The organism is Segetibacter koreensis DSM 18137, from assembly GCF_000374045.1.
Taxonomy (GTDB): Bacteria; Bacteroidota; Bacteroidia; order Chitinophagales; family Chitinophagaceae; genus Segetibacter; species Segetibacter koreensis.
Genome location: NZ_KB893328.1, coordinates 80,709 through 95,484, shown reverse-complemented (window position 1 = coordinate 95,484; position 14,776 = coordinate 80,709). Strand labels below are relative to the sequence as shown.

General features: G+C 40.1%; 11 protein-coding genes. 4 read left to right on the top strand and 7 right to left on the bottom strand.

Annotation, left to right across the window (positions count from 1 at the left end):
• From B154_RS33720 to B154_RS0114075, 5 genes are all read right to left on the bottom strand, one after another.
• Positions 1-1,373: choice-of-anchor tandem repeat GloVer-containing protein (locus B154_RS33720; RefSeq protein ID WP_425423113.1), on the bottom strand; the 1,373-nt coding region annotated here is incomplete at its 3' end.
• A 415-nt stretch (positions 1,374-1,788) separates the two neighbouring features.
• A complete protein-coding gene (locus B154_RS33905) occupies positions 1,789-1,926 on the bottom strand; it encodes a DUF4907 domain-containing protein (RefSeq protein WP_157580761.1) in 138 nt (45 codons plus the stop codon).
• Positions 1,927-1,960: 34 nt separating this feature from the next.
• A complete protein-coding gene (locus tag B154_RS30765; RefSeq protein WP_157580753.1) occupies positions 1,961-4,606 on the bottom strand; it encodes an Ig-like domain-containing protein in 2,646 nt (881 codons plus the stop codon).
• 44 nt (positions 4,607-4,650) lie between these two features.
• Positions 4,651-5,250 carry a delta-60 repeat domain-containing protein gene (locus tag B154_RS0114080; protein WP_018614898.1) on the bottom strand — a complete coding sequence of 200 codons (600 nt, stop codon included), beginning with the start codon at positions 5,248-5,250 and terminating at the stop codon, positions 4,651-4,653.
• Positions 5,251-6,313: 1,063 nt separating this feature from the next.
• On the bottom strand, positions 6,314-7,852 hold the full coding sequence (locus B154_RS0114075; protein WP_018614897.1) for a M81 family metallopeptidase: 1,539 nt from the start codon (positions 7,850-7,852) through the stop codon (positions 6,314-6,316).
• 208 nt (positions 7,853-8,060) lie between these two features.
• On the opposite strand from B154_RS0114075, the gene B154_RS0114070 reads away from it, so the two are divergent.
• The 4 genes from B154_RS0114070 to B154_RS0114055 all read left to right on the top strand — a co-directional run bounded on the left by B154_RS0114070 (position 8,061) and on the right by B154_RS0114055 (position 12,403).
• On the top strand, positions 8,061-8,837 hold the full coding sequence (locus B154_RS0114070) for a sugar phosphate isomerase/epimerase family protein (protein ID WP_018614896.1): 777 nt from the start codon (positions 8,061-8,063) through the stop codon (positions 8,835-8,837).
• A 213-nt stretch (positions 8,838-9,050) separates the two neighbouring features.
• A complete protein-coding gene (locus tag B154_RS0114065; RefSeq protein ID WP_018614895.1) occupies positions 9,051-10,649 on the top strand; it encodes a Gfo/Idh/MocA family protein in 1,599 nt (532 codons plus the stop codon).
• Between the two features lie 60 nt (positions 10,650-10,709).
• On the top strand, positions 10,710-11,423 hold the full coding sequence (locus B154_RS0114060) for a Cthe_2314 family HEPN domain-containing protein (RefSeq protein ID WP_018614894.1): 714 nt from the start codon (positions 10,710-10,712) through the stop codon (positions 11,421-11,423).
• A gap of 119 nt (positions 11,424-11,542) precedes the next feature.
• Positions 11,543-12,403: a sugar phosphate isomerase/epimerase family protein gene (locus B154_RS0114055; protein ID WP_018614893.1), complete on the top strand. Its 861-nt coding sequence runs from the start codon at positions 11,543-11,545 to the stop codon at positions 12,401-12,403.
• 279 nt (positions 12,404-12,682) lie between these two features.
• On the opposite strand, the gene B154_RS0114050 is transcribed toward B154_RS0114055, so the two are convergent.
• Positions 12,683-13,849 (bottom strand): alpha/beta hydrolase, encoded by a 1,167-nt coding sequence (locus B154_RS0114050; protein ID WP_211217499.1) that lies wholly within the window; start codon positions 13,847-13,849, stop codon positions 12,683-12,685.
• Positions 13,803-14,642: a DUF998 domain-containing protein gene (locus B154_RS0114045; RefSeq protein ID WP_281166871.1), complete on the bottom strand. Its 840-nt coding sequence runs from the start codon at positions 14,640-14,642 to the stop codon at positions 13,803-13,805. The genes B154_RS0114050 and B154_RS0114045 overlap by 47 nt, the downstream gene beginning before the upstream one ends.
• Positions 14,643-14,776 lie beyond the last annotated feature (134 nt).

Genomic DNA, 14,776 nt, shown 5'->3' with positions numbered 1-14,776 from the left:
TAAGGGATGGCAGTTAATGTATGATCACCTAAAGGCAAAGACCATGCAAGATAATCGCCAACAGGGAAATCGCCTGCAAGGGCATAAGGAAAACCNTTTTCTGTTCTTACTTTTTGGCCATCCAAAATAAATACAACACTGCCTACTTTTGTTGCAGTGGTGTTAGCACGGATGTTCAAATTAGGAGGTAAAGCTGTTTTATCTAAAACACTTCCGTCAGGGATAGCTTGTATATCCTTGTCTGTAATTGCATTTACCAGCGTAAAGCTGCTTACAAAATCTAAATTTTCATCTAGAAGAACCTCAATAAACGCTGAACCGCAAGAAGGAGTTGCGCCGTTGGCACCATTAAAATCTTTTAGTTTTGTATAAGTAGCAGACGAAGGATCAAAGGAGAAAATAACACCAACATCGCTGCTTCCTCCAAAAGCCGTCATGCCATATAGCTTTCCATCGCTTGCCTGCATAAGGCTGCCATAAGGAGTACCACCATTAGCGTTATTAAAATCCTTCAGCTTGGTATAAATGGATGTAGTAGGATCAAAGGAAAAAATAACACCAACACCGCCGCTTCCTCCTTTACCTGTCATGCCATATAGCTTTCCATCGTTTGCCTGCATAAGGCTGCCATAAGGAGTACCACCATTAGCGTTATCAAAATCCTTCAGTTTAGTATAAGTGGAAGTTGAAGGATCAAAGGAAAAAATAACACCAAGACCGTTGTTTCCTCCATCAAGCGTCATCCCATAGAGCTTTCCATCGCTTGCCTGCATAAGGCTGCCGAAAGGAAAAGAACCATCGGTAGAACCATCGGGATTATCAAAATCCTTCAGTTTTGTATAAGTGGAAGAGGAAGGATCAAAGGAAAAAATAACACCGCTGTAGTTGCTTCCTCCAACTTCTGTCACTCCGTAGAGCTTTCCATCGCTTGCCTGCATAAGGCTGTTCGAAGGAGAAGGAAAAGCACCATTGGGATAATCAAAATCCTTCAGCTTTGCATAAGTGGAGGAGGAAGGATCAAAGGAAAAAATAACACCAACATTGCTGCTTCCTCCAGCGCTAGTCATACCATATAACTTTCCATCACTTGCCTCTATTAGGCCGCCAAAAGGATTATAACCATTGGTATTATCAAAATCCTTCACCTTTGAATAAGTGGAAGAGTAAGGATCAAAGGAAAAAATAACACCAACACCGCTGCTTCCTCCAATACCGGTCATGCCATATAGGTTTCCATCTCTTGCCTGCATAAGGCTGCCATAAGGAGTACTACCATTAGCGTTATCAAAATCCTTCAGCTTGTTATAAGTGGAAGTTGAAGGATCAAAGGAAAAAATAACACCATAACCACTGGCACCTCCAGAATTCGTCATACCATATAAAGTTTGTGCATGTGTATAAAATATACCTGCTAAAAAGTAAATTATAATTACTACGATAATCTTTTTCATATTGCCAGTTTTAGGGGGTTCAATAATTTATCGTCAATTGTCGGTTTACAATAGATATTTAAATAAAGAAATTAGATTACAATTCTTTATAGCCCGGTATATACAGGTTATCATTTCACCAATTACACCTTCACAAATTGTTTATACACAACCTTAGCTCCACCTCGGCTCAATAAATGTGTACAGCCACGGAACATAGAGACGGAAAGCTGATTTCGGAGGAGTAAAATACTTTTTGGTAATAGGAAAGAGGATTTCCCTTCTTGATTAATTGAAGTTGAGTTGAGCATGATGAAAAGTTTTTTAATATTCAATTTTTTTATCATGTCTATTTTTTTCATTCACGAATCCAAAACGTAGGTAACATTTTACCTTTTATTTTTTCAATCACAAGCAATGCAACTTTGCTTGCATCTTGTTTTGTTTTAAAACCTTCATTCCCTTGTAGTGCAGGTAAAAATCTTGGGCCCTTAATCTAATCCTTATGAGCAGAATCGTTGCTGCATTCCTTACAACTTCACAAACTGCATATACACAACTTGCTTACCTGTTGCAACCTTTACAGTATATACCCCCTTTGCCAGTGCTGATACATCTAGTTGAACAATTTGATTTGACAATTTTGTATGTATAGTTTTCATTACAACTCCTGTAGCGGATATAACCAATATTGTTGATGGCTTATTTTGTTCTAATTCACTTGTGTAAATATTTAAACTGTTTTTGGCAGGGTTTGGACTTAGTCTGAGGGCCGGGAAATTATTTTTATTATTTGAAGAAATAGGTCTACGTTTTGCCGCTGCAGTCTCTGTTACTGTAAATATTACAGCTTTAGATGTTGCAGAAAGACCTTTGTCATCATAAGCTTTAGCAGTTATAATGTATGTTCCGGGTTGTACATTTATCCAGTTATAAGTATAAGGATAAATGTATTCTGTTCTTAATATAGACGTTCCATTATAAAACTCTACTTTACTTATCCTGTCATTGTTGTCTTTTGCTTTCGCAACTAAATGAATAGTTGCAGGGCCGGTATAGGTTGTATCATTAACAGGATTTTCAATACTTACTACAGGCGGTACATTTTCCTCTACTACCAATACATTTATAGCGTTTGATGTAGCTACGTTGCCACTATCGTAAGCTTTTGCAGTAAGGGTGTAATTGCCAACCGGTACGTTTATCCATAAAAAGTCATAGGGATAAACATTTTCAGTATGCAATGTTGTTGAACCAGAAAAAAAATGAACTTTAGTTACTTTGCCATCTTGATCAGTTGCTGCAGCTTGGAGTTTAATTCTTGCAGGGGCAGAATACTTTACGATATTGTAAGGCGTAGAAAGAGTAACAGTTGGAGGTTTGTTTACCCTTTCATTATCGAGCAGATACCTTGCGACAACTCCAACGTTGCCAGGATTCTGGCCAGAGCCTGCTATGTACAATTTGTTCTTATAAATTGTTATATCCTTAATAAAATCTTCTCCTTCAGTTGCTTCTGTTATTTGTTTTCCATTCTGCCCAAAAATTGTGTCCAAGGTCCCATTTGTATTATAGCGAGCAAGAGCAAAATTCCAGTCAGTACGGTAAGTCTCTCCTGCCACTATTATCTTCCCATTACTTTGAATAGCTGCTGATGTTGCATAATCTTCCGCAATAAAGCCTTTCCCAACGGGACCAAAGTCAGAGGTTTGCTTTCCGTCATTATTAAAGGTACTGTCAAGACTCCCATTTATATTGTATCGAACAACTGCAAAAACTTCACTGTTTACATGTGTATTACCTGTTGCCACTATCTTACCATCGATTTGAATTGCTATAGAAGAACAGCGATCATCTGAATTATTGTTAAAGTCAGTGGTTTGCTTTCCATCTTTATTAAAAGTGTTGTCAGGACTTCCATCAGTATTAAATCTTGCTATTGCAAAATCAAAACTGTTATCATACAAACCGATATTGTAAGTAGTGCCAGCCACTACTATTTTTCCATCAGCTTGTATAGCCAATGCATTAGCATAATCGTCGTCCGCGCTAAAATTAACGGTTTGTTTTCCGTCGCCTGAAAAAGTGATATCAAGGGTACCATCAGTATTGTAACGGGCAAGGCCGAAATCTCTATAATAGTTGTTAACGACCATACCTGCCAATACAATCTTTCCATCACCTTGTAGGGCTACAGATGCAGCAAAATCATTACCAGATGTAAAATCGGTTGTTTGCCTTCCATCCTGTGAAAAAGTAGTATCAAGGGTGCCATCCGGATTGTAGCGAGCAAGGGCAAAATCAGCTCCACTATTATCTATATTTGTACTGCCTGCTAATACAATTCTTCCATCCTTTTGAATGGCAAGGGATGAAGCTAAGTCAGCAGTAGACCCAAAATCAGTAGTTTGTTTTCCATCCAGTGAAAAAGTAGTATCAAGGGTGCCATCAGTATTGTAGCGGGCAAGGACAAAATCGGCCCCACTGGCTGTGTAGGTATAGCCCGCCACTACAATCTTTCCATCACTTTGTGTAGCCACGGCAGTGTAAGTGGTATTACCTGCAGGAAAGTAACCAATCAATTTCCCATCATCCGAAAAGGTCTTATCGAGGGTGCCGGCTTTGTTGTAACGAGCAAGTGCAAATTTTCCTCCACCAGTGCCTAGGTCTGCAGTACCAGCTACTAAAATCTTTCCATCACTTTGAATAGCTGCTGACGTTTCCGTATCAGCATCAGCTCCAAAATCCGTAATCTGCTTTCCGTCTTGTGAAAAGGTTTTATCAAGTGTGCCATTAGTATTGTAACGAGCAACGGCAAAATCACTTGCGCCTGCACCCGTGGTGCCTGCAGCTATTATCTTTCCATCGCTTTGTACGATCAAAGAGTGCGCAACATTATAATCAGCTCCAAAATCAGTAATCTGCTTCCCATCGTGTGAAAAAGTGGTATCAAGAGAGCTATTACCCTTGTACCGTACCAGGGTAAAATGATAGTGAGAGTACGAGTAAGTTGTCCCCGCAGCTATAATCTTTCCGTCGCTTTGAATAGCTAAAGAATTAACTTCACCATTTTGAGATGCAAAACCGGTCGTTACCTTTCCATCGTCAGAAAAAGTAGTATCAGGTGCCCCATTGACGTTGTAACGGGCTATTGCAAAATTAGTTCTACCGTTCACAACGGTAGAACCTGCCACCGCAATCTTTCCATCACTTTGTAAGGCTAAAGAATTACTTGTGAAAAAGTAGTATCGAGGGAGCCATCGGTATTATAGCGGGCAAGTGCGCCCTTGGCATAATCTGGTTGGACATAAGAAACACCCACCACAATAATTTTTCCATCTTTTTGTATGGCAATTGAATGGGCCTCATCTTCTGTGCCAGCGCCAAAATCTGTAGTTTGTTTTCCATCTTTTGAAAAGGTAGTGTCAAGAGTGCCATTAGTACTGTAGCGAACAATGGCAAAAAGATAATTGGAGCTGCCGACCACTACAATCTTTCCATCTTTTTGTAAGGCGGAGGCGGCGGGTGAAATGCTGGTTGATTGTGAATACCCATTATTTGCATAAGATGCATCTGCGCGGCCATCAGCAAGAAGTCGGGTGATTAGAGTTTGCCCGTGTGTTTCAAAGGTAAGGTAGATAGTGCCGTTGCGTTGTGTCAGTACTTGCTTTCCTTGTGCACCGTAACTATACTTAGAAAAAACTCCAAAGTCTGTACGAACTATTCCTTTATTGCCGAATGATGCATCAAGTCGGCCCGGTTGTGAATAGCTATTTTGGAAATAAAGAATTGCTGCAAAGAGTAACATAAGCTTTTTCATACGGTCAAATTTGAAGTGTTCTTACAAGTGTCGACTCTTGTGTAACTAAAAGTCTTGTACATACGATTAAAGCTTGTGTTATTAAACTACCCTTTTATCACAATACGGAGGTTAGCCCATAATACAAGGGTTAGATATAGACAGATAACGCAAGGGTTAGCAGGTAAGCCGAAAGGGATATCACAAAGTACCGTATGAGAGAAACTAACCTTTTAAAATTAAATAATTATATTTAAAAATGCAAGAGGTTCTTAGAGGATGCAGTTGTCCTTAACTTAATACAGGCTTCATTTAACTTGCAGTGATTACTAACAGTTTTCTTTTTCTTCGTTTTAAAGAATATATCTTATTGAAAAAGCTAACTTTGTAAGAACAAGTCTAACTATGTACGGAAAATGTAAGATTTGACAAGTGCTTTTTACTTTAATCGAGTAAAAAATCGAGTAAAATAATAAGAAATTGTAATTCAACAAGTTATAGCGGATTAAGCTTTCCCGTCCGGTTCCGCTTAGTAAAATATAACTTATTGTAATCAATATCTTTAAGACGTTTTTATTTTTTCGGTACACTATGCGGAGCTTTGTCGCGATTGTCAAAATAAAAGTATGTATTATCATTTTCCCTGATAATTATGCCGCAATAGAACAGAATGTTGTGTAACAAGTTGCCATAGGAAAAGTTACTTGTTCCTTCTTAATCATCCTTATCATTTCTATACCTGTCATTGTCCGTGATGCTGATTGGAAAGTCTTTAATCCTCATACTAAAAACGTTCTCCATTTTATAAATCGATGATACTTACAACCCGATATACAAATTACAACTGAGACAAAACCTATTGGCACCAATGATATACCAAAAGATGGAACGGAAGTGTTTTAGGGATTGATGAAGATACGAATACCTTTGTTTGGTTTTGCTCTTACCAAATATGAAGGAGAACGACCTGAAAACTAAAAGGGAACTGTTGTACTGATAAACTGTAAATAATTTAAGCCAGCTATTATAAAGAATTTAAACATTTTGATCCTCCGATTATTTACAAAACTATCAAGGCATTGCTTTAATTACCCGATGAAGGCACCAGCTTTGCAGAAAGATCGGGATCTGGCATATTCTTGTCTAAAGGAAACATTGGCCGTTTGATCCTTTTATAACCTAGTCGTTCTAAGTTTTGATCCACTCCACCCACCGTTAGTGCCAGCAACCAGTCAGCTTGCATAGTATACAATTCAGGTTCTAAATAGCCAATTTTCACCACTACAATATCAGTTTTACGTGGATTAAGCCCAAGCCTGGTAAAATCCTTTTCCTTGTGGTAAGGTTTACGTTTTTGGGTGACAATAACGTGAACACTTCCAACCCGGATAACCGCTTCAACTTCCGCATCGCTATCACCATATTCTATCGACTCCACTTTGCCTGCAATGAATAAAGGCGGAGCAAACCGGCCATCTACTTTTGCACCCACGTAACCTTCTACATGTGCGCCAACGCCTGCTGTTATAGCCTTCTTAATGAGGTCAGGTCCGGGAATAGAAGCATAAATAAGAGAATGACCGTTTTCGGGTTTAAACTCAGGACGTTTAAGTATTTCTGTCAAAGTCCACGTCACATCACCAGCGCCGCCGGCAGTAGGATTATCGCCGGAGTCACTAATAAAAAAAGGACGCTTTTTGCTGGCAAGCGCTTTATCGAGGCACTCGGTTAAGGTGCCGGTTGGAGCTACAAAAGCAAACTGCGAACGGGCATTCCAAAAACTTTGAGCGAGTCGATGAGCTGTTTTTTTTACCTTTTCTTTATCATCACCGGTAACCATAACAACAGCATGATTACGAGGTTCATCAGCCCACGCATATCCTATCCATATAGCAGCATCAATGATACCATCCTGGGCAGCAGCAGGGGCAACAGCTTTGTATAGGCTCTTTCCAGGCTCTATCCTGGTGCTGGTTTTTTCTCCGGGTAATAATATGGGTATGGGTATCCAGGCTTTATAGGCTGGCTTTCCTTTTCCACTTTCGATCCTTTGCAAAAGATTTTTTACCGCCCTTTCTTTTGTCTCCATAGCATCTTCATGCGGCGCCATCCGGTAACAGGTAATCAGATCCGTATTTTGTGCAAGACGCCAAGAAACGTTTCCATGTAAGTCCATTGAAGTTGAAATGATCGTCTTCTTTCCTATCACTTTTCGAATTCTTGTAATAAAGTCACCTTCAGGATCATCAAGTCCAACCACGCTCATAGCGCCATGTATGTCAAACCAAAGACCGTCGTACGGTAGGTTTTTCTTAAGGGAGTCGAGCGTCTTGTTTACGAGAGATTCGTATGCCTCTCTCGTTACTGCACCTCCCGGCAGTGATTTGCCGACTATTGTTGGAATCCATTTTACCCGCTTACGAAGCGGAGAATCTACTGCTAAGAATGGATAGGTAGTAAGAACATCTGCACCATATTTTGCATAAAAAGCCTCTTCCGTTGTAAGAGCCGGGGAAAATGTACTTGATTCTATCGCGAGACCGGCAATAGCAACGCGGGGCTGTGAGGCGGCAGAGATCGCTACGAGAAAGTATAGAAAACTTAGGGAAAAAATAATTTTCATGCAGAGGTTGTTATCCGTTTACTTAATCACTCTAAATTAGGAATATATGTTATGATAAAAAAGAAAAGGGTGATGCGTGGTGACAGAAGGAGCACTCGAAGTATGATTAATAAAGTAGAAAAGGTTTGTTTCTTGTATGCCGCTTTAACCATAATACCAGTTTTGTATATTTAAGGATTAATAATCATTTTCGAAATAAAACAACTACATGACAAAAGACGATATATCGCTCGCCCAATGGGCATTGGTGGAGGAAATAAAAGCAGGCAAATGGAATACATTGGATTTTCCAAAAATTGCAAGAGAGGGCTTCGATCTTAATGGGATTGAGTTTGTTAATACACTATTTGAAGTTCCTACCATTAGTTACCTAAACACATTGAAACAAAATGCAGCGAATAATGGAGTGGCGATGATTTTGATAATGGTAGATGATGAAGGAGACCCATGTGTATCTGACAAAAAAGAAAGGAAACAATTTGAAATAAATCACCGAAAATGGGTTGATATAGCTCATTACTTAGGTTGCCATGCAATCCGCACTAATTGCAGGGGTACAGAAGATGTTTCTAAAGAAGACGCAATGAAGCGTGCATCAGAAGCATACCATGGGTTGTTAGAATATGCAAGTGATTCGAATGTGAAAATACTGATAGAAAATCATGGTGGCTTCTCCAATGACGCTGATTGGATGGTAGCTCTTATGAAAGAAGTTAATCATCCACTGTTTGGTACTTATCCCGATTGGCGTGAACCTGCAGATGAATTTGATAACTATTCCTACCTGCAAAAAACAGCTCCTTTTGCGGGGGGAATGTCTTATCGAAATCAACCTACGGAAGAACTTACAGTAAAGATGATTGAGGTATGTAAACATGCTGGTTACACTGGCTGGTATGGAATTGAATCGAATGGAAGGGATGCGATCAGGCAGGGTAAGGCATTATTAAATAAATATTTACCCCAACCACTAAAGGGGCTATAGTGCAGGACTCATTCAACAGACTCTTTAATTACATAAAAGGCACACTGGAAACTAGGCTGACATGCACTATAGGTCTTACTATGTCGCTATTTACGTCTTATGTCACTATTTGCTTATGTGATTAACCCTATTCCAAAAATTTATTCTCTTATCAACCTTGTGCATCATAATATCGCTTACTTTTAAAGCACCACTAACGATAAAAATTGCTGTATGAAAAAAGACGCCACTGAGAATTCGATTGATTCAAATAATCAAACAGAAAAAAAAGAAAGCATTTCTTTCCAGACTCCGGGAATGAATCGCCGGAAATTTGTTGAGCTTACCGCAACTGCCGCCGCCGCTTTCACTATTGTCCCACGACACGTGCTCGGCGGGAAAAATTATATTCCCCCGAGTGACAAAGTAACTCTTGCTTATATTGGGACCGGAACACAAGGCATAAGGGAGATGCTGGCTATGCTGGCTGAACCTGGAATACAGGTGGTTGCAGTCTGTGACCCAAATAAAGAGGCTATAGGCTACAGAGACTGGGGACCAAATTATTTGAAGGATGAAATTCGCAAGGCCATTAAAAGTCCAACGTGGGAGCCGGGTGGCGGAAATGTGATTCCCGGTGGAAGAGAAAATGGAAAGTCCATTGTTGACACGTTTTATGCAAATAATTTGCCGGGACAAAAATATAAAGGCTGTAAAGCGTATGCAGATGCGCGGGAATTGCTGGAAAAAGAGAAAGACCTTGATGCCGTTAAAATAATGACCCCTGATCACCTTCATGGTGTCCTTTCTATGGCTGCCATGAAAAAGGGCAAACATGTGCTGATGCACAAACCACTTTCCAATCGGCTGCTGGAGGGAAAGAAAGTGATCGAAATGGCACGAAGCAGTAAGGTAATAACACACCTTGTTCCTTGGGATTTTAACGGACCAATGGATAAAGTGATGTCATGGATCAATACAGGAGCTATCGGAACATTGAAAGAAGTGCACAACTGGACCAATCGCCCTGTATGGCCCCAATATGCTGAACTTCCTACAGATAAACCACCTGTTCCTGCCGGCTTCGATTGGGATCTGTGGCTTGGCCCTGAGGCCGAAAGGCCTTATCATCCCAACTATACCAACATGGTCTTTCGCGGATGGTACGATTTCGGTGGAGGTTCTATGGCCGATATGGGCCACTACAGTTTGTGGACAGTCTTCAATGCATTACAGCTAACATCTCCCACAACTGTCGAGCCGCACCGTAGTCATGTTTGCGACTTTAACGGACCTGTTCCGTTCCGCGTTAATAATGATTTTTCGTTTCCAATGGCCAGCACCGTACGGTTTAAATATCCTGCAAACGGCAATAGGGCTCCTGTAGATTTGTGCTGGTACGATGGAGGAATGCGTCCACCTATACCTGACGAATTATCAAACGATAATAAAGAACTGCCGGAGGAAGGAATGATGTTCGTCGGTGACAAGGGTAAGATATTAGCTGGTTTTAATGTTGAAAATCCGCAGATCATTTCCCAGAAAAAAATCGATAACACTGCCGCTACCAATAATAGTAATGCGAGTGATGAGGAAAAAGCTTCAAAAGCTTTACAATTGTTCGTTCAGGCGTGCAAAACAGGGAAACAGTATCCGGGTAATTTTTCCGAAGCAGAACATATAACAACCGCAGTTAACTTGTATGCCGTAGCGCTGCGAAGCAATAAGCTGTTAAAATATAATGCAGAAAACCTTCAGATCACAAACGTACCTGAAGCAAACAAATACTTATCGCGGGAATACAGGAAAGGATGGGAGATTGGGTCAATTTAAGCGTTAGCAATAATGTTCACGAAACTTCATAAAAACTTCGCGACACACATTATAGTCAAAATGAAAACAGAAATCATTTTAAAATCAGACAGTTTCTCTTATCCGACAAAAGCCGAAAGAAAAGAAATAAAAAAACGAATTCCGAAAATTAGCCGATTGGATATCGCATATATATCAGCATTTATTGACTTTATAGAAAATTCCGAGATTGAAAATGCAATAACAAAAGAAGATATTTATTGGTGGAATAATTGTCTTAATAATCGAATCGGAAAGCTAAATGAAACATACATATACACAGCTACTCATTATCAAAGATTAGAAAGGAGTAAGTTGCATGAGGGCAACCAAAAACATACAGACAAGGTATTATTTGAGTATTATGTAGAAATATTTTATTACTATTTCTTTTCTACCAGAGACGTACTTGGACAGTTATTAAACATAATGTTTGATTTAAGAATTGATGAAACAAAAATACATTTAAACCAAAATTTTATTGATAAAATAAAATCTGAAAACATTCGATTTGAATTAAAGAAGTTTTTAGAAAACACGAGAGATTCTTATAATATTAGAAACGCTTTTAATCATAGATTTACTCCAATTCATCGCGATAATCGTGCGAAAAAAATAATCACGAAACAGGAAAAGTCAATTAGTTTTGGAACAGCAGAAGAAATTCATATTGAAGATTATATTTCAGACATTGAAAATCTAATGAAACACTTGAGTATTCTATTGAATGGAGTTGATAAACTCAATATAGAATAACGCTGCTGTTAGCATGGTGGCTCTTACATCATTTTCAATGCCGAATTTTCATTTAAAAAGGCTAGACCATCCGGTTCCTGCTGCTAAATAGTCGATTAAAAAAAAATAAAATAACCTCCATGAAACTAATAAACAGAAGGTCTTTCATCTCACAAACAGCGAAGGCTGCAGGCGGAGTTATTGCATTGTCACAATTACCAAAGCAGCTTTTTGCAGAAGCTACCGCCAGCAATATGCCTATCGGTTTTCAATCATGGACAGTTAAAGAGATGCTTGGTAAAGATTTTCCCGGAACGTTGAAAACAATGGCAGGAATGGGTTACAAACTTATAGAGATGTGTTCGCCCAAAGGGTATGCTGACATAGGCTTTGGGCCTTTTGTAAATATGAAGCCCTCAGATATCCGTAGCACTATTACAGATGCAGGTCTTACCTGCCCGAGTTGCCATTTTGGATCGGGGGAACTTTTTGATAAACTCGATGAAAGCATCGAATTTTCGCAGCAGTTAGGTCTTACACAAATGATCTGCTCTACATTTTGGTTGCCTAAGAATTCCACATTAAATGATTATTATACTGCTGCAGATAAACTAAACAAGGCGGCAGAAAAAATAAAAAAAGCAGGACTACAAGCGGGATTTCACAACCACGAATTCGAATTTGCGAAGCTTGAAGGGCAACTCATTTATGATGCTTTAATGAGTCGCTTTGATCCTGGGCTGGTTAAGATGCAATTCCAGGCCGAAGTGATAAATTTGGGTTATAAGGCTTCTACTTATTTCAACAAATATCCCGGAAGGTTTATCTCAGCACACCTGTCTGATTGGACTGCCGATAAAAAGGAGGTACCGGTTGGACAGGGTATTATTGACTGGAAAGAATTTTTTGCTGCCGCAAAAACAGGTGGGGTTAAGAACTTTTTTGTTGAGATGGAATTCGACAAGTTTAAAGATAGCCTGCCATATATTCATGAATTGTAGAAAAGAGAAGCGCAAGAGAATCGAGTGCTATACTAGTATCACTGTTTTGCATTAGGTTGCTCTCTATGTCTATAATTGAAGGCAAATGAAAAGGTGGGGCTGCTGTGTTCGTACATGGTTGTGCCATCAGCTGAATTCTTAAAATATCGCAGCCATGCTAGAGAATTCCATGTTCATAGTTCATGTAAAATACTGTACGATAAACTATCCACTACTAAATTAACCTACTCAATTCCTGTAAAAGGTACAGCAGTTTTATTGGTGGCTATTGTTCTTGTCTTAAACCATCATCGCTAAAAAACGTTCAGTATCAAAAATAGCATTATGTGCTGATGGGGATATTTTCGGCAGTTGCAAGTCAAAAGCATGATCTGCCTGTGGTATGATATGCATCACCGTTTGAACATTTTTTTCTACCAGTTTGGCGTACAGGGAGCGGGTGCTTTTTACGGGGGCCATAACGTCATGCTCACCGTGTATAAGCAAGGTGGGTGGGCAATTGAAATGAACATGTGTTACCGGTGAAAACAGGGCGTAAATTTCCGGGCACTCATTGGGGTGGCCACCCAATAAGGGAGCAAAAGTTCCGGTATTTGCAATTCCCTTGTCGAAATTCAAACGATAATATTCTTTTCCCATTATTTTTTTGATCGATCCGGGCATTTCTGCAGGAACAGCTTTTTTTGGCTTTCCGGGTGCTGGCCTGGTAGTAATATGTTGGTTGGTGTGGTAATACATTGCCTCTAAATCCGCAGGCCCATAAAACGAGATTACTCCACGTACACTGATGTCTTTTCCTTCAATTTCCTGTGGGCTAAACTGCGGATTGTTTGCGGTATAGGCTGCCATCAGGGCAAGGTGCCCGCCGGAAGAACCACCGCCGACCACTACCCGATCCGGATTTATTCCATAAGTGGCTGCATTTTCTTTCATCCAGTTAATAGCTCGCTTTACATCGTTTACCATGCCCATCATGTCCGTTTCAGGTGCCAGCCGGTAAGCAACGTCAATCACCACATGGCCTTGTGCAGCCAGGTGAGTAAAAAGTGGTCGGGTACCCAGGTCTTTGTCAAGAATATACCATCCCGCGCCATGCAAGTAAATAAAGGCCAATCCAGATTGGACCACATTTTCTGCTGGTTGCCATACATCGCACAAAAGTTTTCTGCTGGTACCGGGAATTGTTGCAAATGAAATGTTTTGTTCCATGCGGGCATGCGGAACTTCAGGCAACGTTAACACCATACGCTTTGGAAGAAAGCGGGTCTTTAAACCGTATTTTATTTTCTCCTTCCAACGTAAACCGAAAGCCGTTTCAAAGTTACTTGAAGCAGCAGGTGGCCTTGTAACGATAAATATGTGGATACCAAAAATCAAAGCGTTGTATATGCCCATCAAACTAATAAAGAAAGAACTGGTTGCCAGCCCTACGATAATGCCAAACAAGCCAATTAAGACAAATAAAGGCGATAATGCCGATGCATATAATTTCAAGATCCATAAAGCCGCTGCGGGCCAGTGCAGCTGTATAAAAAACAATATGCTTAGCAGCGCTGCCACAACACCCAGGAAGACAGCAAAAGACTGAATGATTATTATAACAATCTGCATACGGGTCTTTTTTAACTGTTGAATCAAAGAATGTGACCTTGCTGGCAAGTTGATTATTTCGCTTCAGTCGTCTACTGGCAAATACGATCACCCAAATCATGTACGTAGCTATGTTGATGCGTTCCCACAGGCCTAGAAATGGTGTGGGGAAATTACCTTTTATCCTACGGCTATCTATTGTTGTCAATATGCCAAACACGATAAAGACCAGGACGATTGCTGCTGAGAAAATCCGGAAATCTTTCCCGAATACCGATGCGCCAAAGCCGATCATCAGCAACATCAGCACAAGATGGACAAAGGCCCAAACAATGTGGAGTGTGTCTGTAACGGTTCCCCCTCCTGCAGCAATAACTTCCCTCTGGTGCATCGGGGGCCAGAAAATACCAAACACTGCATCGAAAACAATAATGATTGCAACTATCTGCAGCTTGCGGTTACCGTTGGCGGATAACCAGGTACCTAAGCCGAAAGCAATGAAGAGGATGAAATAAAATATTCCTAGTACTATCCACAAAGTACGGGTCGGTGCATCTATTGCCGACAATTCGCTAATCGATTGAGAAAGGCTGTTATAGCCATCATATTGAGTGGGTACTACGATGGTCATAGCTGCATACCATAGCATTGCGACCAAACCGCAAATAAGCAAACTTCTTCGTACCATATTGCTGAAGTATGTTAAGTCTACAAAGAAAAATACATTGGTCGTGGCAAACAATGACGGCTGTCAGTAACGGGAATGATGTGCAAAGTGTCCAT

What these genes read in the sequence shown, in the direction of transcription:
- B154_RS0114080 (WP_018614898.1), bottom strand. Translation starts at nt 5,250, where the DNA reads ATGAAAAAGCTTATGTTACTCTTTGCAGCAATTCTTTATTTCCAAAAT.
- B154_RS0114075 (WP_018614897.1), bottom strand. Translation starts at nt 7,852, where the DNA reads ATGAAAATTATTTTTTCCCTAAGTTTTCTATACTTTCTCGTAGCGATC.
- B154_RS0114070 (WP_018614896.1), top strand. Translation starts at nt 8,061, where the DNA reads ATGACAAAAGACGATATATCGCTCGCCCAATGGGCATTGGTGGAGGAA.
- B154_RS0114065 (WP_018614895.1), top strand. Translation starts at nt 9,051, where the DNA reads ATGAAAAAAGACGCCACTGAGAATTCGATTGATTCAAATAATCAAACA.
- B154_RS0114060 (WP_018614894.1), top strand. Translation starts at nt 10,710, where the DNA reads ATGAAAACAGAAATCATTTTAAAATCAGACAGTTTCTCTTATCCGACA.
- B154_RS0114055 (WP_018614893.1), top strand. Translation starts at nt 11,543, where the DNA reads ATGAAACTAATAAACAGAAGGTCTTTCATCTCACAAACAGCGAAGGCT.
- B154_RS0114045 (WP_281166871.1), bottom strand. Translation starts at nt 14,642, where the DNA reads ATGCTATGGTATGCAGCTATGACCATCGTAGTACCCACTCAATATGAT.